Annotated in this window: 24 protein-coding genes; all 24 read left to right on the forward strand. The window is 31.0% G+C overall.

Annotated elements, in window-relative coordinates; all coding sequences use genetic code 11:
• The first annotated feature begins 17 nt into the window (after positions 1-17).
• The gene (locus tag TTHE_RS06435) at positions 18-416 is read left to right on the forward strand and encodes a CD1247 N-terminal domain-containing protein (RefSeq protein ID WP_013297777.1); all 399 of its coding nucleotides are present in this window, start codon (positions 18-20) and stop codon (positions 414-416) included.
• Positions 417-519: 103 nt separating this feature from the next.
• Positions 520-1,521: a stage III sporulation protein AA gene (gene spoIIIAA / locus TTHE_RS06440; protein ID WP_013297778.1), complete on the forward strand. Its 1,002-nt coding sequence runs from the start codon at positions 520-522 to the stop codon at positions 1,519-1,521.
• Positions 1,518-2,033, forward strand: a complete 516-nt coding sequence (gene spoIIIAB, locus TTHE_RS06445; protein ID WP_013297779.1) for a stage III sporulation protein SpoIIIAB — start codon at positions 1,518-1,520, stop codon at positions 2,031-2,033. Before spoIIIAA ends, spoIIIAB begins: the two co-directional genes overlap by 4 nt.
• A gap of 13 nt (positions 2,034-2,046) precedes the next feature.
• The gene (spoIIIAC, locus tag TTHE_RS06450) at positions 2,047-2,244 is read left to right on the forward strand and encodes a stage III sporulation protein AC (RefSeq protein WP_013297780.1); all 198 of its coding nucleotides are present in this window, start codon (positions 2,047-2,049) and stop codon (positions 2,242-2,244) included.
• A gap of 31 nt (positions 2,245-2,275) precedes the next feature.
• Positions 2,276-2,662 carry a stage III sporulation protein AD gene (gene spoIIIAD / locus TTHE_RS06455; protein WP_013297781.1) on the forward strand — a complete coding sequence of 129 codons (387 nt, stop codon included), beginning with the start codon at positions 2,276-2,278 and terminating at the stop codon, positions 2,660-2,662.
• A gap of 10 nt (positions 2,663-2,672) precedes the next feature.
• The gene (spoIIIAE, locus tag TTHE_RS06460; protein ID WP_013297782.1) at positions 2,673-3,836 is read left to right on the forward strand and encodes a stage III sporulation protein AE; all 1,164 of its coding nucleotides are present in this window, start codon (positions 2,673-2,675) and stop codon (positions 3,834-3,836) included.
• A 13-nt stretch (positions 3,837-3,849) separates the two neighbouring features.
• Positions 3,850-4,440 (forward strand): stage III sporulation protein AF, encoded by a 591-nt coding sequence (gene spoIIIAF, locus TTHE_RS06465; RefSeq protein WP_013297783.1) that lies wholly within the window; start codon positions 3,850-3,852, stop codon positions 4,438-4,440.
• Between the two features lie 21 nt (positions 4,441-4,461).
• A complete protein-coding gene (spoIIIAG, locus tag TTHE_RS06470; RefSeq protein ID WP_013297784.1) occupies positions 4,462-5,037 on the forward strand; it encodes a stage III sporulation protein AG in 576 nt (191 codons plus the stop codon).
• Positions 5,038-5,056: 19 nt separating this feature from the next.
• Positions 5,057-5,617 carry a SpoIIIAH-like family protein gene (locus TTHE_RS06475; protein ID WP_041587442.1) on the forward strand — a complete coding sequence of 187 codons (561 nt, stop codon included), beginning with the start codon at positions 5,057-5,059 and terminating at the stop codon, positions 5,615-5,617.
• A gap of 58 nt (positions 5,618-5,675) precedes the next feature.
• Positions 5,676-6,071, forward strand: coding sequence for an Asp23/Gls24 family envelope stress response protein (locus TTHE_RS06480; RefSeq protein WP_013297786.1), 396 nt, complete (start codon positions 5,676-5,678; stop codon positions 6,069-6,071).
• A 57-nt stretch (positions 6,072-6,128) separates the two neighbouring features.
• The gene (amaP, locus tag TTHE_RS06485) at positions 6,129-6,665 is read left to right on the forward strand and encodes an alkaline shock response membrane anchor protein AmaP (protein WP_013297787.1); all 537 of its coding nucleotides are present in this window, start codon (positions 6,129-6,131) and stop codon (positions 6,663-6,665) included.
• Positions 6,666-6,667: 2 nt separating this feature from the next.
• Positions 6,668-6,904 (forward strand): DUF2273 domain-containing protein, encoded by a 237-nt coding sequence (locus tag TTHE_RS06490; protein ID WP_013297788.1) that lies wholly within the window; start codon positions 6,668-6,670, stop codon positions 6,902-6,904.
• Between the two features lie 5 nt (positions 6,905-6,909).
• Positions 6,910-7,332 carry a transcription antitermination factor NusB gene (nusB, locus tag TTHE_RS06495; protein WP_013297789.1) on the forward strand — a complete coding sequence of 141 codons (423 nt, stop codon included), beginning with the start codon at positions 6,910-6,912 and terminating at the stop codon, positions 7,330-7,332.
• Positions 7,322-8,173, forward strand: a complete 852-nt coding sequence (locus TTHE_RS06500) for a bifunctional 5,10-methylenetetrahydrofolate dehydrogenase/5,10-methenyltetrahydrofolate cyclohydrolase (protein WP_013297790.1) — start codon at positions 7,322-7,324, stop codon at positions 8,171-8,173. The genes nusB and TTHE_RS06500 overlap by 11 nt, the downstream gene beginning before the upstream one ends.
• Complete coding sequence (xseA, locus tag TTHE_RS06505; protein ID WP_013297791.1) at positions 8,136-9,347, forward strand: exodeoxyribonuclease VII large subunit; 1,212 nt, start codon at positions 8,136-8,138, stop codon at positions 9,345-9,347. Before TTHE_RS06500 ends, xseA begins: the two co-directional genes overlap by 38 nt.
• Entirely contained in the window at positions 9,337-9,567 is a 231-nt protein-coding gene (gene xseB, locus TTHE_RS06510; protein WP_013297792.1) for an exodeoxyribonuclease VII small subunit, read from the forward strand. Before xseA ends, xseB begins: the two co-directional genes overlap by 11 nt.
• Positions 9,560-10,441, forward strand: a complete 882-nt coding sequence (locus tag TTHE_RS06515) for a polyprenyl synthetase family protein (RefSeq protein ID WP_013297793.1) — start codon at positions 9,560-9,562, stop codon at positions 10,439-10,441. Before xseB ends, TTHE_RS06515 begins: the two co-directional genes overlap by 8 nt.
• 726 nt (positions 10,442-11,167) lie before the next feature.
• The gene (locus tag TTHE_RS06520) at positions 11,168-11,746 is read left to right on the forward strand and encodes a hypothetical protein (RefSeq protein ID WP_013297794.1); all 579 of its coding nucleotides are present in this window, start codon (positions 11,168-11,170) and stop codon (positions 11,744-11,746) included.
• Positions 11,747-11,762: 16 nt separating this feature from the next.
• Positions 11,763-13,619 (forward strand): 1-deoxy-D-xylulose-5-phosphate synthase, encoded by a 1,857-nt coding sequence (gene dxs / locus TTHE_RS06525; RefSeq protein ID WP_013297795.1) that lies wholly within the window; start codon positions 11,763-11,765, stop codon positions 13,617-13,619.
• Positions 13,616-14,425 (forward strand): TlyA family RNA methyltransferase, encoded by an 810-nt coding sequence (locus tag TTHE_RS06530; RefSeq protein WP_013297796.1) that lies wholly within the window; start codon positions 13,616-13,618, stop codon positions 14,423-14,425. Before dxs ends, TTHE_RS06530 begins: the two co-directional genes overlap by 4 nt.
• A 64-nt stretch (positions 14,426-14,489) precedes the next feature.
• Positions 14,490-15,353 carry an NAD(+)/NADH kinase gene (locus TTHE_RS06535; RefSeq protein ID WP_013297797.1) on the forward strand — a complete coding sequence of 288 codons (864 nt, stop codon included), beginning with the start codon at positions 14,490-14,492 and terminating at the stop codon, positions 15,351-15,353.
• 14 nt (positions 15,354-15,367) lie between these two features.
• The gene (locus TTHE_RS06540; protein ID WP_013297798.1) at positions 15,368-15,820 is read left to right on the forward strand and encodes an arginine repressor; all 453 of its coding nucleotides are present in this window, start codon (positions 15,368-15,370) and stop codon (positions 15,818-15,820) included.
• A gap of 22 nt (positions 15,821-15,842) precedes the next feature.
• Entirely contained in the window at positions 15,843-17,555 is a 1,713-nt protein-coding gene (recN, locus tag TTHE_RS06545) for a DNA repair protein RecN (RefSeq protein WP_013297799.1), read from the forward strand.
• Positions 17,556-17,700: 145 nt separating this feature from the next.
• The gene (spoIVB, locus tag TTHE_RS06550) at positions 17,701-19,011 is read left to right on the forward strand and encodes a SpoIVB peptidase (RefSeq protein ID WP_013297800.1); all 1,311 of its coding nucleotides are present in this window, start codon (positions 17,701-17,703) and stop codon (positions 19,009-19,011) included.
• Positions 19,012-19,024 lie beyond the last annotated feature (13 nt).

The following is a 19,024-nucleotide window of genomic DNA, read 5'->3' on the forward strand; positions in this document are numbered from 1 at the left end:
AGGAGGAGGTATGTAAGATGGAGTATTTATATGAGCGCATATCGTATTTAAGAGGTCTTGTGGATGGCTTGGAGATTGACGAAAAGACAAAAGAGGGCAGAGTGCTGATTGCTATAATCGATGCACTGGAAGACTTTGCGGATGCTATAAATGACTTAGAAGCCTCACAATCAGAACTTGATGATTATGTAGGTGCTATCGACGAAGATTTGTCAGAAGTGGAAGATGAAATTTACGATGATGAATCTGACGACGAATATGATTATGTTGAAGTTGAATGTCCCCGTTGCCATATGCTTATGAGCGTAGAAGATGAACTTCTTGACGATGAAGATGCAGAAATAGTATGTCCTCATTGTAATGAAACGATCAATGTAAAAGATGTAGTTATTTATGAAGATGATGATAAAGAATAGGCTAATGTAAAAAAATACTCACTAAATTATTTTAGTGAGTATTTTTTTTATTCATAAATATATACAGTCGTAAATATAATTTTTGTAGAGAGGAGGACATGTAATGATAAACAAAAGCAAAAATTATGATGAATTATTGTATTCACTACCATTGACTGTTAGAAGTATAATCATCAAACTTGATGATAATTTGAAAGAAAGTCTAGAGGAAATTAGACTCAGAATAGATAAGCCATTGATGATTCATGTAAATAATCAAGAAAAATTTCTATCGATTGATGGAAAGATTGTTAACTCTCCAAAATTAGCGTACATAGTAACAAGTGAAGACTGTGAAAAAGCATTGCAACTTATATCAAAATCTTCGATATATGCTTTCGAAAATGAGATTAAAAATGGATATATAACATTAAAAGGTGGGTATAGAGTTGGAATTTGCGGAAAATGTGTTATTGAAAATGGATCGATAAAAACGATTGTAAATGTTTCAGGCTTTAATTATAGAATAATGCGCCAATGTATAGGGGCATCAGATGAAATAATGAAGTATATTATAAAATATCCCAATATCGTGTACAATACTTTGATAATTTCGCCTCCACAATGTGGAAAAACAACATTGCTTAGGGATATAGCTCGCAATATTAGTAATGGAATGGCGGATTTGGATTTTAATGGAGAAAATGTGTCAATAATTGATGAAAGATCGGAAATTGCTGCATGTTTTAAAGGTAATCCACAAAATGATGTAGGCTACCGTACTGATGTATTAGATTCATGTCCAAAACATATTGGAATTTTAATGATGATAAGGTCTATGTCTCCAAAAGTTATAATAACTGATGAGATAGGGAAAATAGAAGATATTTTAGCTATACACGAAGCGTTAAATGCAGGAGTAAGTATAATTACTACAGTGCATGGAAAAGACATAGAAGATATAATGAGAAAAAAACACATAGATGATATGCTAAACAACAGAGAGTTTGACAGGTACGTAATTCTTAGCAGAAAATTAGGAGCCGGTACAATTGATGCCATTCTTGATAAAGAATTTAAGGCTATTTTTAAAGGACCATATAGAAAGGAATGCAGTTTATTATGATAAAAATTATTGGAATGATCATGGTTCTACTTTCATCTACACTGATAGGGTATTTAAAATCGCTTAAATATACGTTAAGAAGGCGGACAATAAGAGCTATTTTATCTAGCCTTAACATTTTGATAACTGAAATTACATATAACCAAATAACCTTATCAGAAGCATTTGCTAAATTATCAGAAACATCTGAATCAGGTATTGGGAAGCTTTATTTAATAGCGTCTCAAATTTTAAATTCTAACGAGGGATATACGGCTAGTGAAGCATGGGAAATTGCACTTGATAAGGTGGGAGACCTCAACTTAAATCAAGATGATATAAGAATATTAAAATCGTTTGGGAAAGGGCTTGGAAATTCTGATATATATAATCAGGAAAAAAATTTTAAGTTTACATCGGAATTGCTTAAAAAGCAACTTAGTGATGCGGAAGAATTAAGTAAAAAAAATGAAAAACTTTATAAAAATCTCGGTGTATTGGTAGGTATAGCAGTAATTATCATATTTTTATAAGGAGGTAGTAATTTTGAGCATAGATGTAATATTTAAGATAGCTGCAATCGGAATTTTGGTAACTGTACTAAATCAAATTTTGATTAGATCAGGGAGAGAAGAGCAAGCTATGATGGTTACATTGGCAGGTGTAGTAGTGGTATTAATGATGGTAATAACTATGATAAATAATCTATTTACAGCGGTTAAGACTATATTTCAATTGTATTAAATGAGATAAGACATGCGAAAGGAACTTTTTTATGGAAATTGTTCAAATTGTAGCGATTGGTATTATATGTATTATTATTCTCTCAATACTGAGAGAAACTAACAAAGACCTTGCAGTGATAATAAGTTTAATTGCCAGCATACTTATATTTTTTATTGTAATTCCTAAAATTAGCAATATAATAACAGTTTTAAATACTATCGCTGATAAAAGTGGCATTAACAGTATATATGTTAAAACAATTCTTAAAATAATTGGTATTGCCTATATTGCGGAATTTGGAGTTCAACTTTCAAATGATGCTAATGAAAAAAATATAGCAACTAAGATAGAATTAGCAGGAAAGATAATAATTGTCTTTTTATCACTTCCTATAATAATAGCACTTGTTGATACGATAGTTTCTATAATGCCGTGAGGTGAAAAACGTGAGAAAAATTTCATTTTTAATATTAGTTTCAATAATAATATTGATATTTCCAATTAAAACATATGCTGATACGAATGATGATTTGTATAGCCAAATACAAAATGCTGATACTAGTCAAATTGATTCATTGATCAAAGAGATAAACGAGAAAAATGGAAATATATTTCCAATAACAGATGTTAAAACATATATTATAAATGTTTTAAATGGAAAAGAAACATTTAGTATAAAAGATATTATCAGTAATATATTAAAAATTCTTTTTAATGAAGTTAAATCATCATTAGATATTTTTATCCAGCTTTTATTATTAGCAATAATTAGCGCGGTATTGACAAATTTAGAAAATTCTTTTGGAAATGATGGCATAAGTCAAATTGCACATATAGCTGTATATGCTGTTTTGGTTATAGTAGCAATAAAAAGTTTCACAAGCATTTTAAACATCGGAAGAGATGCAATAGATAGTATGGTAAATTTCATGCAGGCGATTTTACCAATTTTGATTACAATGTTGGCTTCTGTTGGAGCTTTTGCATCGGCATCTTTCTTTCAACCTGCATTAATAATGGTAGTGGAATTTACAGCTAAAGAAATCAAGGATTTTATTCTTCCAGCAATACTCTTTATGACAGTAGTGAAAGTGATAAGTCGTATTTCCGATAAGTTTACTTTAGATAAACTTGCAGATTTTTTTAAAACTATTTGTACCGCAGCTATTTCAATTTTACTTAGTATTTTTATAGGTGTTATAACGATTCAAGGTATCACATCATCTATAGCAGATGGTGCAATATCGAGGACGACAAAGTACGCAGTAGGTGCATTTTTGCCTGTTGTTGGCAGCATATTATCAGATAGCATAGATACTATTATGAGTGCGTCTCTTTTAATAAAGGGAGCGATAAGCACTTTTGGACTTATTTCTATAATTTTTATAGCTATTATCCCGATTATTAAAATATTTTCAGTGATGTTAATATATAAATTTTCTGCAGCTGTAATAGAGCCAATAGCTGACAAAAAAATAGTTGATTTTATATGTGATCTTACCACATCCATCGCATATGTATTTGCTGCATTGGTATCAGTAACTGTAATGATGTTTTTATCAATAACTGCTGTGATAAATGCATCTAGTATTAGCGTAATGATGAAATAAAGGCTAAAAGGGGATGCATGATGTGGAAATGGTAAAAAATTGGATACTTCAAATTGCATATATTTCAATCTTAGCTATTGTATTTGAACTTTTGATTCCGTCTTCGAATATGAAAAAATACGTGAAAGTTGTAATAGGATTGACAATTATGATTGCCATTATCAATCCAATTTTAGGTTTTTTGAAAAATGGTGTGGATGTAAATAGTACATTGGAAAGGGAGTATAATTACAACAGCATAGATATTAATTCCATGACTAAACAAGCTGAAATAGAGAGAAATAAGCTTATAGTTGATGAATACAAAAAAAGATTGAATGAGCAGATAAAAGAAAGAATATTAGATATAATTGATGCCTCTGATGTGGAAGTGGAATCAACAATAATTGAAGATTTAAACGATAAAAATTTTGGTGTGATAAAAAATGTACATGTAGTACTTTCAAATGTTAAATACAAAATGGTTAATGATATAAATGATGGAAAAATTATAATAGATACAAGTAAAACTGATGAAAAAGGACAAATATTAGATGACATTAAAAATGATATAAGTAAATTCTATAATGTACCATTAAAGAATATAACTATAGAGGAAAGATAAAAAATGAAAGGGGGATAAATTGTGGATTTGAATAAACTAAAGCAAAAAATTTTGAAGGCGGATAATAAGACCATCCAGGATTTAACGGTAATTTTCATTATTGGTTTGATTATTTTAATAGGGGCCAGCATCTTTTTGAAGCCCAAACCTACAAATAAAGATTCAGATAAACAAATGGTTGTAAAACAAGTTACAAATGATGATTATGCAAGTCAACTAGAATTAGAATTAAAGAATATTTTGTCAAAAATTCATGGAGCAGGCAATGTAGATGTTTTAGTGACGTTAGATTCTGACGAAGAAGTAGTAGCGGCTATGGATACAGTTCAGTCAGAAACTACTACAAACGAAAAAGACAGTAATGGTGGAACAAGAACAACCATTCAAAGTGAAACAAATAACAAAATTGTAACATCACAAACTACAAGTGGAGAAAATCAGCCGATGATTTTAAAAAAAGTGATGCCTGAGATAAGAGGTGTTGTTGTTGTAGCAGATGGCGCGAAAGATTCCAATGTTCAATATGAACTTATGACATCAGTAGAGACGGCATTGGGCATTCCGGCATATAAGGTTAAAGTTGTATCTTCAAAATAAAATTTTAGGAGGTTATACTATGATGTATTTAAAGAAAAAATCTATAGCGATTGCATCTTTGGTTTTGCTTATAGCGATAGCTTTTGTCATTAATTATAGCTATCAAAATGGAATAAACAAAAATGCCTCAAGTAAAAGTAATAATTTAAATACTCAATCAGTAGATAAAAGCCAGGCTTCAAGTTCCACATCCTCAAATAAACAGTCAGAAGCTAAGACAGCATTATCAAGTGGATTGTTTTCATCTTATAGGCAAGACAGAGATGTCAATAGGAGCCGCAGTTTGGAAGCATTGCAAGAAATAGTAAATAATAAAAATACTAGCCAAGAGACTAGAGATGAAGCACAGAAACAGATTATCAAGTTAACTGAAACAAATCAAAAAGAATTGATTTTAGAAAATTTAATTAAAGCAAAGGGATTTCAAGACGCTATAGTATTAATAGACAATAATACAGCGAATGTTATAGTACAAGCAGATAAATTGTCTGAGGATGAAGTTGCAAAAATTCAAGATGTAGTTTCACAGCAAACTGGCTTTCCTCTTGATAACATAAAAATCATGAACAGAATGAATTAGTTATAATTGTAAAATACATGGTTGTCTGCTATAATATTTATTGAAAGGAAGTGTTATTATGGAGGAAAATATAAGCCAAGAGCTTGAATTTGGTACAATTAAAATATCAGATGATGTGGTTGCGGTAATAGCTGGATTAGCTGCAACAGAAGTTCCTGGTGTTGCAGGAATGAGTGGTGGTGTTGTGAACGGCATTACTGAAATGCTTGGGCGTAAAAATTTATCAAAAGGCGTCAAGGTTCAAGTCGGAGAAAAGGAAGCTGCAGTTGATTTGTATATTGTAGTTGACTATGGGGTAAGAATACCTGAAATTGCATGGAATGTCCAAGAGAATGTAAAAAAGGCGATAGAAACAATGACTGGCCTTAAAGCAGTCGAAGTAAATATACATGTTCAAGGTGTTAACATGGAAAAAGAACAAAAATCTAAAGAACCACCTAAAGAAAATAAATAGTATTTAAACCCTCTTATCGCAGAGGGTTAATTTTAGTATGGAGGAACAATATATAAAATGAAATTAGTTGATAAAACGTTGTTAATGATATTTATAATTATCATAATGGCACTATCCATTTTATTCATTGGCTTTGGGTTTAATTTAGTCGATCCGTATAAGTTTATAAAAATATTTCAACTTAAAGGTCAAAACTATATCTACAGTGTAGCGGGTATACTTCTTATAATTTCTTGTATAATTTTTATTATGTCTGAACTAAACAAGAAATCTGATTCTGTAGCTTCGATTATTTTAACTAGCAATTATGGCAATATTTCTGTTTCATTTAATACTATTGCTAATCTTGTAGAGAAAAAAGCAAGAACACATGATGGAATAAATACACAAAAGATCTATGTTTCAAAAGTTAAAGAGAAAATATCAATTTCTATTGATGTAACTGTTTCACCAGACGTGAATATACCAGAGGTTGCTGAAAAACTTCAAAAAGATGTAAAAAGTTATATAGAGAATACGACAGCTGTTTATATCGATAGTATAAAAGTAAATGTAGTAAATTTGAGTTCAACTTTGAAAATGAGGGTAGAATAATTATGAGCAGAGAAGAATTGCTGGTATTAATTCGTAGCCATTTTGGAAAAATAGTAGGGATCTTACTTGGACTTATTATATCTTTATTTATTATCTTTTTAGGTTTTATTAAAACTTTGTTTATTTGCTTATGTACTTTTTTAGGTTATTATATTGGATATAAATTTGATTCTGGAACTTTAAATGATTTTAGTGATTTTATATATAGATTGATTGGAAAATTAAATAAGAGGAGTTGAAAGATGTGAATAGAACTCAAGCAAGAGAGTGGTTAGTAAAGCTATTGTATCAATTTGATGTATCAAAGTCTGAACCTCCTGACATTTTAAATAGATTTTTTGAGAGTAATGATCCTGAAGAAGAAAAAGATTATATAGAAAAAACATTTTATGGGATAGTTGAAAATGTGAATAATATTGACGATAGGATAAAGAAGTATCTTAAAAATTGGGATATTAATAGAATTGCAAAAATTGATTTGGCAATAATAAGGTGCAGCTTCTATGAAATATTATATTGTGATGACATACCTAATAGCGTTTCCATTAATGAAGCAGTTGAGATAGCAAAAAAGTACAGCACTGAGAAATCGCCGTCTTTTATAAATGGAATTCTGGGAAGTTTAGTAAAAGATTTTAATAATAATGGTGATAATTATGATAATTGATGGTAAAGTGATTGCAAAAAGAATAAGAGAAAATATAAAGGCAGAAATTCAAGAAAACAATTATAAGCCAAAGCTTGCAATTCTCATTGCTGGAAATGATAGCGCATCCAAAATATATGCAAATGCTAAAGTTAAAGCTTGTGCAGGTGTAGGGATTGATGCTGAAGTATTTTGCTTTAGCGATAGTGAAGAAGGGAAATTTTTAAAGAAGTTAGAGGAGTTAAATGTCGATGAGAATATACATGGCATAATTGTAGAAATGCCTCTTCCAAAATCATTTAATTCACAAAGAACTTATGATATTATTAATCCTCTTAAAGATGTTGATTGCATATCTACTTATAACATGGGACGGTTATTTGCTGGTAATCCTCTCTACTTGCCTTGTACACCACATGCAATATTGACGATTTTAAAACAATTAGATATAAACTTTACTGGAAAACATGCTGTTATCGTAGGAAGAAGTAATATATTAGGGAAACCAGTTGCCAAGCTTATGCTGGATCTCGATATGACAGTAACTCAGTGCCATTCTAAAACTGTAGATTTGCAAAAATACACTAAGATGGCAGATGTGCTTATATTGGCAGCAGGAAAGAAAAATCTTATTAATGGGGATATGATAAAAGAAGGGGTTATTTTAATCGATGCTGGAATAAATGAGTATGACGGTAAGATATATGGAGATTGTGATTTTCAAAGTGCAGAAAATCGTTGCTTATACATAACACCTGTTCCAGGCGGCGTTGGCCCGGTTACAACGTCTATGGTTTTACTAAATACGTTGGAGGCATATAAGAATGCTATTAAAAACACTTACAGTAAAACAAGTCAATGACTATTTAAAAAGCATAGTTGGCAGTGACATAATATTAAAACATATAATGATAAAGGGTGAAATATCGAATTTGCATTTTAGGGGACAAGCATTGTATTTTACATTAGTGGATGAATATTCATCTTTAAAATGTGTTATGTTTGAGGAATATGTTAATGATTTAAACATCGACGTAAAAAATGGCATGTCTGTTATTGCAACAGGTAGAATATCTGTTTATGAAAAAAGTGGTGCGTTCGAATTGCTTGTTTCTAAAATTGATGTTGAGGGAGCAGGCGCGCTTTTTTTATCTTTTGAAAAATTAAAACAGAAGCTTAGAAATGAGGGATTATTCGATTCTGGTAAAAAGAAACCAATTCCTAAGAATCCTAATAAAATTGGCGTAATAACGTCGCCAACAGGCGCAGCAATCCATGACATAATAAATATTTTAAGACGAAGGAAACCATCCATAGATATATTGGTGGTTCCAATTTTGGTCCAGGGCAGCTCAGCTTCATTGGAGATTGAAGAAGCAATAAAGAAGGTAAATAGAAGAAATGATGTGGACTTAATTATATTAGGAAGAGGTGGAGGCTCATTTGAAGATTTTTACCCATTTAATGAAGAAAGAGTAGCAAGAGCTATTTATAATTCTAGAATACCTATAATATCTGCTGTCGGACATGAGACCGATTTTACGATTGCTGATTTTGTTGCTGATTTAAGAGCACCGACACCATCTGCTGCAGCCGAATTAGCTGTAACTGATGTTAATATTTATAATGAAAAAATAGAAAATTATAAAAGGAGTTTATATCATTATGCAATGTCTATAATTATAAATAAAAGGCATCATTTAAATAGTTTAAAAAAATCAATTATGAGTAAAAATCCAATTGTCAAAAATCAGCAGTTAAAAATACGGTTAAATAGTTTAAATAGGATTATGGAAGACAGTATTTACAGCGTTATAAACAATAAAAAGTTTAAATATATAAGTTTGATTGACAAATTAAATACTTTAAGTCCTTTAAATGTTTTAAAGCGTGGTTATACTTTGACAATGGATAAAGATAATGTAAGGCCAATTACAAAAGTCGAGAATCTTTCTGCCAATGATAAAATATACGTGTTATTTGAAGATGGTGAAGCTAAATGTACTGTTAATGAGGTGAGAATATATGAACGATAATATAGATTTTGAGAAAAATATGGACAAGTTGGAGGAGATAGTTAAAAAGCTAGAAAAGGGAAATTTGCCATTAGAAGAATCTTTTAAACTATTTAAAGAAGGTCTTTTATTATCCCAAAAATTAAATAATGTACTAAATGATATTGAAGGCAAGATTACTATGCTCATCAATAACGATGAAGAAGTACCTTTTAACTTAGAGGAGGACAAAGATGTTTGATGACATTCTTATGGAAAAGATTGAATATATTAATAATGGATTAAATAAGCTATTAGATATAGATGATAAACCGGAAATTTTGTATGATGCAATGAGGTACAGTGTTTTTGCTGGTGGGAAAAGGCTTCGACCAGTATTATGCATATCATCATGCGAACTTGTTGGCGGAGATAGAGATGATGCACTGCCGGTTGCTTGCGCCATAGAATTTATACATACATACTCATTAATACATGATGATTTGCCGGCTATGGATAATGATGACTTAAGGCGTGGAAAACCTACCAATCACAAGGTTTATGGTGAAGCACTTGCAATTCTTGCCGGAGATGCTTTATTAAATTACGGATTCGAGGTATTAATACATCATGCGTTAGATTCAGCAAATTGTCAAAATATATTGAGAGCAACAGAGGAGATTGCACATGCTGCAGGATGTCATGGCATGATAGGTGGCCAAGTTGTTGATTTATTGTCGGAGAATAAAAACATAACTGAAGAAGAATTAAAATTTATGCATGACCATAAAACAGGTGCGTTGATAAAGGCTTCTGTTGTTGCTGGCGCAATAATGGGTGGAGCTGATGATGAGACAATTAAAAAATTAAGTGATTATGCTGAATATATAGGTTTGGCATTTCAGATAAAAGATGATATTTTAGATGTTTTAGGTGATGAATCAAAGCTTGGGAAAAATGTAAAAAGTGATTTAGAAAACGGTAAGTCAACGTTTGTAAGTGTATTTGGACTTCAGCGATCTATAAGCTTAGTTAAAGAATTAACTGCAAGTGCAATTAGAATATTAGATGATTTTGGAGAGAAGAGCGAATTTTTAAAAAGCCTTACTAAATATATGGCAGATAGAGATAGCTAAAGTATAACATAGCATATGTTAAATTAATATATGTAGTATATTTTTAGACATTATCAACACTCATTAGAAGCAAAAGCTGAACAATTATGATATTTGATAGTGTTAAATAAAAATGTTATAATCAATATCGACATGAAGTGGTGCAGTATCCTAGTCGGTATTGTTAATTCTGAAGACGGGCCTAAAAATCCGTTAAAGGCATATCGATGAAGTTCCTGGTGCTGGCTTTTGATGCCCAATCGAGGGCTCGTGCTGGGAGTTAAGAAAAGAGGGGCAACCTGCAATGGCATGTGGGCATTGACCCCCTTTTCGTGGAGACCTATTCACGTGGCATGATGCTACGGTATAGGGTGAACCTACCATGCGGTAATAAAGCTGTGGGTAGTGTAGCCTGCCTTGAGTGATTAAGGTGGTTATCAGACTGAACTTTAACTTAATGAGCTCTTAAGTTAAAGCTATTGCTGATGAAACCTTAATTGCAAAAGAGGATAGGAATTAACAAACCGTCGAGGAAAGCTCCTAGGCTGCTCGAACGAGGCATATTGAGGATTACAGTGTGGACTAAGTGGTAATCCAGTCATACCATTGGCGACAAGGTAGATTCAGGCTTAAAGGGAAACCGCCAAATGGCGACAGTTGGTGCCTGAATGGGAAATCCTGCTGGACCTAAGCCACAAAATTTACTCAATATGCTACCACTTCAATACATAGGGAGGATTTTTTTTAATGCGCTCAAAAAAACTTAATATAAATTATAAGTGGACTATAAATGCTTTTATTTTTAGCTTTGTGTTGGCAGTTATTATGAATTTTTCTTCAGATATCTTATTGAAAAAAAGCAATATAATAATTGCTTTTTTTGTATTATTAGTTATTGTGTTTACAGGAATTTTATTTGATATTATAGGTATTGCTGTTGCAACTGGTACTGAAGAGCCTTTTCATTCGATGGCGTCAAATAAAGTTTTTGGTGCGAAACAATCTATTAAATTGATACGAAATGCAGATATTGTTACAAATTTTTGTAATGATATAATCGGTGATATATGCGGAATTGTGTCTGGTGCTGCTTTAACCAGTATTATTACAAAATTATCTTTGTCTGGTGCAAGAAGTACTGTATACGCAACTATTTTTGGAGGAATATTATCTGCCGTAACAATTGGTGGCAAAGCTTTAGGGAAAAATTTTGGTATGCATAAGAGTCAGTCTATCATATTTGCTGTTGGCATATTTCTAGCCTGGATCGAAAAATATACAGGTGTAGATTTTTTTCCTTCTAATTCTAAAAGGAATAAAAAATAGAAAGTGAGTGGGCGTGATGCTCGAAAGAATTAATACACCAAACGATATAAAAAAATACAGTGTAGCTGAACTAGAAGCTTTATCAAAAGAGATACGTAGTTTTTTAATAGAACAAATATCAAAGACAGGTGGACATCTTGCATCCAATCTTGGGGTTGTTGAGTTAACAATTGCACTTCATTATGTATTTGATTCACCTACAGATAAAATTATTTGGGATGTTGGTCACCAAAGCTATGTACATAAGATTTTAACTGGAAGGCGTGATTTATTTGATGGTTTAAGAAAATTTGGAGGATTATCAGGATTTCCAAAAAGAAACGAAAGCGTACATGATATATTTGAGACAGGCCATAGCAGTACATCAATATCTGCCGCTTTAGGGATAGCAAAAGCAAGGGATCTAAATAACGAAAAATATTCTGTTATATCTGTTATTGGAGATGGTGCACTTACTGGTGGCATGGCTTTTGAGGCTTTAAATGATGCTGGCAGATCAAAAACTAACCTAATTGTGATATTGAATCACAATGAAATGTCAATATCAAAAAATGTTGGAAGTCTTTCGCTGTATTTAAGTAAATTGAGAACGGATCCCAATTATTTTAAGTTAAAACGGGATTTGGAGAATATATTAAATTTGATACCTCCAATAGGCAAAAGCATTCACAAATCTATAGAAAAGATTAAAGATTCCATAAAACAATTATTTGTTCCCGGCATGTTTTTTGAAGAGATGGGATTTACATATTTAGGACCTATTGATGGCCATGACCTTGATTCTCTAATTGACGTATTAAAAAGGGCAAAAAAAATGGAAGGGCCGATATTTATACATGTAATAACAAAAAAAGGCAAAGGTTATGTGTTTGCTGAAGAGAATCCTGATAAATTTCATTCAGCAGTTCCATTTAATATAAATACAGGCGAGTTTAAGAAAAAAAATTATGATACATATTCTGATGTATTTGGTAAAACTTTAACAGATTTGGCTACGAAAAATGATAAAATTGTAGCGATAACTGCTGCAATGCCTGATGGTACGGGATTAAACTATTTTGCTGAAAAGTTTCCCAACAGATTTTATGATGTAGGAATAGCCGAGCAACATGCAGCCACATTCGCAGCGGGTATGGCCATCAATGGCTATAAGCCATATTTTGCTGTATATTCAACGTTTTTGCAAAGAGCATTTGACCAAGTAATACATGATATATGTATACAAAATTTGCCTGTAGTTTTGGCGATAGATAGAGCTGGTCTTGTAGGAGAAGATGGTGAAACACATCAAGGTGTGTTTGATGTTTCATTTTTAAGGATGATACCGAACATGACTATTATGGCTCCTAAAGATGCCAATGAATTTGTTGAAATGATTAAATTATCAAGTATGATGCAGGGACCTTGCGCAATAAGGTATCCAAAAGGAAATGCAGGTGATTATGATAGCAAAAGAAAAGTGAGCTTTAAATTAGGCAAAGCTGAAGTTATACGCGAAGGTAGTAATGTGGCTATTTTTGCACTTGGTAGGATGGTTAATATTGCAATAGATGCTATAGATAAACTTCAAAAAAATTCTGTAAATCCATATTTAGTGAATCTAAGATTCGTAAAGCCCCTTGATATTGAGACGATCTTGGGGATTTCAAAAAAAGTTGATTATATATTTACTGTTGAAGATAATGTAATAGTAGGCGGTGTAGGCAGTGCTATATTAGAGCTTCTTAGCGATAACAAGATTTATAAAAAGTTCTATAGATTTGGTTTTCCAGATAAATTTATTGAGCATGGCGATGTGGATAGCTTATTTAAAAAGTATAGATTAGATAGTGATTCTCTGGCAGAAAAAATTATTGAATTGGTGATATCATGAAGGAAAAAGAAAGAGCAGATATATTATTAGTGAAGAAAGGTTTTTTTACATCTCGCGAAAAGGCTAAAGCTTCAATTATGGCAGGAGAAATATTTGCAGATGGCAAAAGGGTAAATAAGGCTGGAGATATAATCAGCGTTAATTCAATACTGGAAGTAAAAGGTAAATCCAACCCTTATGTTAGTCGTGGAGGTTTAAAGCTTGAGAAAGCGATAAAATATTTTAAAATTGATGTAAAAGATAAAATCGCAATGGATGTTGGAGCATCTACTGGTGGATTTACAGATTGTTTATTAAAAAATGGTGCTAGAAAGGTATATGCTATTGATGTTGGATATGGCCAGCTAGATTGGAGCTTAAGAAATGATAAACGTGTTGTAAACATGGAAAGAACTAATATACGTTATCTTAATGATTTACCTGATGTTGTCGATATAGTGACTATAGATGTGTCTTTTATATCACTTGCTATTGTAATACCGGCAATTAAGAAATTCTTGAAAAATGATGGTGAATTAGTATCTCTCATAAAGCCGCAATTTGAAGCTGGGAGAGAAAAAGTTGGGAAAAATGGTGTTGTAAAGGACCGAAGCGTCCATATAGAAGTTATAAATAAAGTTATTGATGTATTAAGAGGACTATCATTTGGTATTCAGGGAATTACTTTTTCTCCTATAAAAGGCCCAGAGGGAAATATTGAGTATTTAATTTATGCAAAAAATAATGATACCAATTTCATTGAAATTGATGTTGAAAAATTAGTAGAAATGTCGCATGATATACTTAATAAAAATAAAAAGTTATAAAAAGAAGGATATTTAAAAATTTTGTAGAATTATGAATTTAAGTTTTTAAATATGTGGTGATTGAATGAAAAATATTTGCGTTATACCTAATGTACACAAAGATAAAAATTTAAGGATGACCCAAAGTCTTGTCAGCTGGATTATTGAACATGGTAATAATCCTGTTTTAAATGAAGTTATTGCATCGAAAATTGGTTATGCTGAATATGGCAAAAGTACTTCAGAAATTTTTGAAGTCAGCGATTTCATTGTAGTTTTAGGTGGTGATGGTACGATTTTAAACGTTGCCAGACAATGTGCATCATATTCGACTCCAATTCTCGGCGTTAATTTAGGACATCTGGGATTTTTAGCAGAGGTTGACAATGAAAATGTATATGAAGCGGTAGAAAAGATAATCAAAGGGGAATTTTCAATTGATAAAAGGATGATGTTGGAAGCAAGTGTTGTTAAAGATAATATGGAAGTAGTTAATTTTATTGCTTTAAATGATATTGTTGTAACTAGGGGTTCTTTTTCCAGGATGGTAAAATTAAAAGCATTTGTAAATGAACAATATGTGAATACTTATTTAGCAGACGGAATTATTATATCCAGTCCAACAGGTTCAACTGCATATTCTTTATCTGCAGGAGGGCCTATCGTGTATCCGAACCTAGAATTGTTTGTCATAACACCAATATGTCCTCATACATTGCATTCGCGCTCAATAATTGTATCAGAAAAAGATAGAGTAAAGCTTGTAATAGTGGGAGAGAATCAAGATGTAATGATAACAACCGATGGACAGCAGGGTTATAAACTAGACAGTGGTGATACTATTTATATAAGGAAGAGTAATAAATATACTAATTTAATACGACTTAAAAATACAAATTTCTTCGATTTATTGCGTAGCAAGTTATCAGAGAGAAATATTAACATATAACAAGGAGTGTAAGAATGATGAAGTTAGCTAGACACGCAAAAATTCTTGAGATAATAAGCAAAAATGAAATTGAAACTCAGGAAGAATTAGCTGATGCCCTTCAAAAAGAAGGGATAAAAGTAACTCAAGCGACAGTATCCCGTGATATAAAAGAATTAAGGCTAATAAAAGTATTGAGCGCTGATGGTAAAAAATATAAGTATGCATCTATGAAAAATCCAGATAATAAAGTTACTGACAAATTAGTTGCACTTTTGTCTGGAATTGTAAGCATAGATTATGCCGGGAACACAATAGTCATTAAAACACTTTCAGGTACGGCACCTGCGGCTGCGGAAGCATTGGATACATTAAACTGGAATGAAGTTGTAGGAACGCTTGCTGGTGACAATACGATATTTATGTTAGTAAGATCGGAAGATTCCATAAAAGAAATTATTGATAGAATTAATGAGTTAATTAAATGAATAGTTTTTAAGGGGGATTATTATGATCCTTGCACTGAGTATAAAAAATATAGCGTTAATTGAAGAAGCCGAGATAAAATTTGAAGATGGTTTAAACATACTTACCGGCGAAACAGGTGCCGGTAAATCTATTGTTATTGATTCAATGATGCTTTTGCTGGGTGGAAGGGCAAACAAAGATATAATACGGAATGGCACTCAAAAGGCAACGGTAGAAGGTATTTTTTTAATAAATTCCCACAGGGACTTAATACATAACATTCTTGATGAAGCTGGTATCGAATATGAGGAAGATGATACTCTAATAATAAGTAGAGATATAACTGAAAATGGAAGAAACTATTGCAGAGTCAATGGTAGAATCGTATCATTATCTTTTTTGAATAAGCTTGGTACGTATTTAGTAGACATTTTGGGGCAGCATGAGCATCAGTTTCTTCTTGATAACAGTAAACATATGTCGATATTAGATAATTTTCAGGATAAAGATTTTTTTAGAATAAAAAATATGATCAAGGATTTGCTGGAAAAATATAATTCTTTAAATAATAAATTAAAAGAATTTAATTTGGATGATAAAGAAAAAATATCAAGGATAGATCTTCTAAAATATCAAATAAACGAAATTGAATCAGCTAACATAAAGCCAGGAGAAGAGGATGATTTAATTGAAAAGCGCAATATATTGATGAACTCTGAAAAACTATTTAATTATATGAATGAGTCGTATAATTTGCTTTACAAAGGTATAGAAGATAATACTTCTATCGTTGATAGACTTAGCACTGTTTTGAAAAATTTAGATACTTCATTTCGAATAGATAAAAAACTTGAAAAATTGAAAGATATGGTTGAAAGTGTCTTATATACATTGGAAGATTGCTCCTTACAAATAAGAGATTATGTAGAAAATATTGACTTTAATGCAGATAATTTAAATGAAATTGAAAAAAGATTGGATTTGTTAAATAATCTTAAAAGAAAATATGGACGAACGATAGAAGAAATAATTAAATATAAAGAGGAAAAAAATGACGAATTGTTAAAATTGTTAAATGCGGAAAAAGAAATTAATAAAATAAATGAAGAAAAAGAAAAAATAATGGCTAAGATAAAAAAATTATCTGATGAATTACATTTAAAAAGAAGAAATGTGGCAGATTTCCTTGAAAAGAAAATCAGTACTGTATTAAGTGAGTTGAATATGCCCAATACAATATTCAAAGTTGATATCAGAAAAAAAGATGTACCAAACGAAAATGGAATGGATGATGTAGAATTTTTGATTTCAACTAACATTGGAGAACCATTAAAACCACTTGAAAAGATAGCATCTGGTGGTGAGCTATCTAGGATAATGTTAGCTCTTAAAACAATTTTAGCAGATTTTGATGGTATTTCAACGTTGATATTTGACGAAGTTGATACGGGAATTAGTGGTAAAGCGGCACAGGCAGTTGCAGAGAAAATAGCTTTAATATCAAGAAATCATCAAGTTATATGCGTTACACATTTGCCACAAATTACTTCTATGGCTGATGCACATTATAAAATTACAAAAGAAGTTAATAAAGATAAAACATATATAAAAATTGAAAAGCTTAATTACGAAGGAAAAATAAAAGAATTATCACGAATAATAAGTGGTTCAATTATGACAGATACTACTTATAATCATTCAAAAGAATTAATTGATTTGGCACAAAAATATAAAAATTCTATAAGACAAAGGTAAATATACGGGTTTAAAACCGTATTTTTTTTATTTTTTGAAAAAAAGTTATTAATTAACTTAGAAATCTAGCTTTTTATTGACAGTATATAAATCATATTAAAAGGTTAATTTAATCTTAGCAAAATTAAATGAGGGAGTGATTAAATTGAATCGGAATAAATTTAAATATTTAATTTTTATTTTTTTATCAGCTTTAATTATATATGTTAATTATATACCAGCAATTAAAGGTATTTACCAAACTCCCACTTATTTTAAATTTTTTGAAGGAGAGAAAGTAAATTTTAATTTTAATCTACCTCTGAAAGTTGGCTTTTATACAGATAAAAAAGGTATTGTTAAGATTATTAATAACGATAATAAAAATATATTAAATCTGGGAAAACCATTTTCTGTTGAAACATTAAATCGTGGAAAGGTAAATATAAATTTTAAACTTTTTGGAATTTTGCCAATAAAAAATGTTTCTGTTGATGTTATACCAACAATAAATGTTATTCCTGGTGGACAATCAATTGGAGTTAGACTCAATACAAAAGGAGCACTTGTCGTTGGATACTCAGATATAATAGGCACAGATGACAGAATATATAGCCCATATAGAGAGGGTAAAATACAAATAGGTGATATTATTCTTGAGGTTAATAATATAAAGATTAGCTGTGCCGACGATATCACGAATATTATAAATAATCAAAAAGGTTTGCCTGTTACTTTAAAAATAAATAGAAAAGGTAATATTGTATATGCTAAAATACACCCTGTGTTGGCTAAGGAAGATGAAAAATACAAGTTAGGATTGTGGGTGAGAGATCACACTGCTGGAATTGGAACATTAACATTTTATTCTACAGATAAAAGATTTTATGCAGCTTTAGGGCATGCAATAACGGATGTTGATACAGGAGATATATTATCAGTAAATAATGGTCAAATAATGAAATCAAGAATAATATCTATTAATAAAGGGAAAAGAAGCAGTCCTGGAGAGTTGAGTGGAATTTTTTTAGAAGAAGTTGATAATATAGGAAATATTGAAAAGAATACTGAATATGGAATATACGGCAAAGTATATAAAAATATAAATGACATGGTTGGAAAACAGATTCCGATAGGTTATCAATCCCAAGTTAAAGAAGGATCTGCAAAAATTTTAACAACAATTGATAATACAGGAGTTAAAGAATTTGATATACAAATTGTAAAAAAAGTAGAGCAGAAAAATCCAAATCAAAAAGGAATGATAATTAAAGTTGTAGATAAAGATTTGCTAAATAAAACAGGAGGAATAGTGCAGGGGATGAGTGGAAGCCCAATAATACAAAATGGAAAGCTTATTGGAGCGGTAACGCATGTATTTGTAAATGATCCTTCGAAAGGTTATGCTGTTTATGCAGAATGGATGATAAATGAAATGAAAAATTTACAAAGTGACAAGAATGTATTTTATAATTAGGGAAGAAAATTTT

It is taken from the genome of Thermoanaerobacterium thermosaccharolyticum DSM 571 (genome assembly GCF_000145615.1).
GTDB classification, from domain to species: Bacteria; Bacillota; Thermoanaerobacteria; order Thermoanaerobacterales; family Thermoanaerobacteraceae; genus Thermoanaerobacterium; species Thermoanaerobacterium thermosaccharolyticum.

Bases quoted from the DNA above. Each gene is read 5' to 3' on its own strand.
- spoIIIAF (WP_013297783.1), top strand. From the start codon at position 3,850: ATGCATGATGTGGAAATGGTAAAAAATTGGATACTTCAAATTGCATAT.
- xseB (WP_013297792.1), top strand. From the start codon at position 9,337: ATGAACGATAATATAGATTTTGAGAAAAATATGGACAAGTTGGAGGAG.
- TTHE_RS06435 (WP_013297777.1), top strand. From the start codon at position 18: ATGGAGTATTTATATGAGCGCATATCGTATTTAAGAGGTCTTGTGGAT.
- spoIIIAB (WP_013297779.1), top strand. From the start codon at position 1,518: ATGATAAAAATTATTGGAATGATCATGGTTCTACTTTCATCTACACTG.
- TTHE_RS06480 (WP_013297786.1), top strand. From the start codon at position 5,676: ATGGAGGAAAATATAAGCCAAGAGCTTGAATTTGGTACAATTAAAATA.
- TTHE_RS06500 (WP_013297790.1), top strand. From the start codon at position 7,322: ATGATAATTGATGGTAAAGTGATTGCAAAAAGAATAAGAGAAAATATA.
- TTHE_RS06475 (WP_041587442.1), top strand. From the start codon at position 5,057: ATGATGTATTTAAAGAAAAAATCTATAGCGATTGCATCTTTGGTTTTG.
- TTHE_RS06520 (WP_013297794.1), top strand. From the start codon at position 11,168: ATGCGCTCAAAAAAACTTAATATAAATTATAAGTGGACTATAAATGCT.
- xseA (WP_013297791.1), top strand. From the start codon at position 8,136: ATGCTATTAAAAACACTTACAGTAAAACAAGTCAATGACTATTTAAAA.
- dxs (WP_013297795.1), top strand. From the start codon at position 11,763: ATGCTCGAAAGAATTAATACACCAAACGATATAAAAAAATACAGTGTA.
- recN (WP_013297799.1), top strand. From the start codon at position 15,843: ATGATCCTTGCACTGAGTATAAAAAATATAGCGTTAATTGAAGAAGCC.
- spoIIIAD (WP_013297781.1), top strand. From the start codon at position 2,276: ATGGAAATTGTTCAAATTGTAGCGATTGGTATTATATGTATTATTATT.
- TTHE_RS06540 (WP_013297798.1), top strand. From the start codon at position 15,368: ATGATGAAGTTAGCTAGACACGCAAAAATTCTTGAGATAATAAGCAAA.
- TTHE_RS06535 (WP_013297797.1), top strand. From the start codon at position 14,490: ATGAAAAATATTTGCGTTATACCTAATGTACACAAAGATAAAAATTTA.
- TTHE_RS06530 (WP_013297796.1), top strand. From the start codon at position 13,616: ATGAAGGAAAAAGAAAGAGCAGATATATTATTAGTGAAGAAAGGTTTT.
- TTHE_RS06490 (WP_013297788.1), top strand. From the start codon at position 6,668: ATGAGCAGAGAAGAATTGCTGGTATTAATTCGTAGCCATTTTGGAAAA.
- TTHE_RS06515 (WP_013297793.1), top strand. From the start codon at position 9,560: ATGTTTGATGACATTCTTATGGAAAAGATTGAATATATTAATAATGGA.
- amaP (WP_013297787.1), top strand. From the start codon at position 6,129: ATGAAATTAGTTGATAAAACGTTGTTAATGATATTTATAATTATCATA.
- spoIIIAA (WP_013297778.1), top strand. From the start codon at position 520: ATGATAAACAAAAGCAAAAATTATGATGAATTATTGTATTCACTACCA.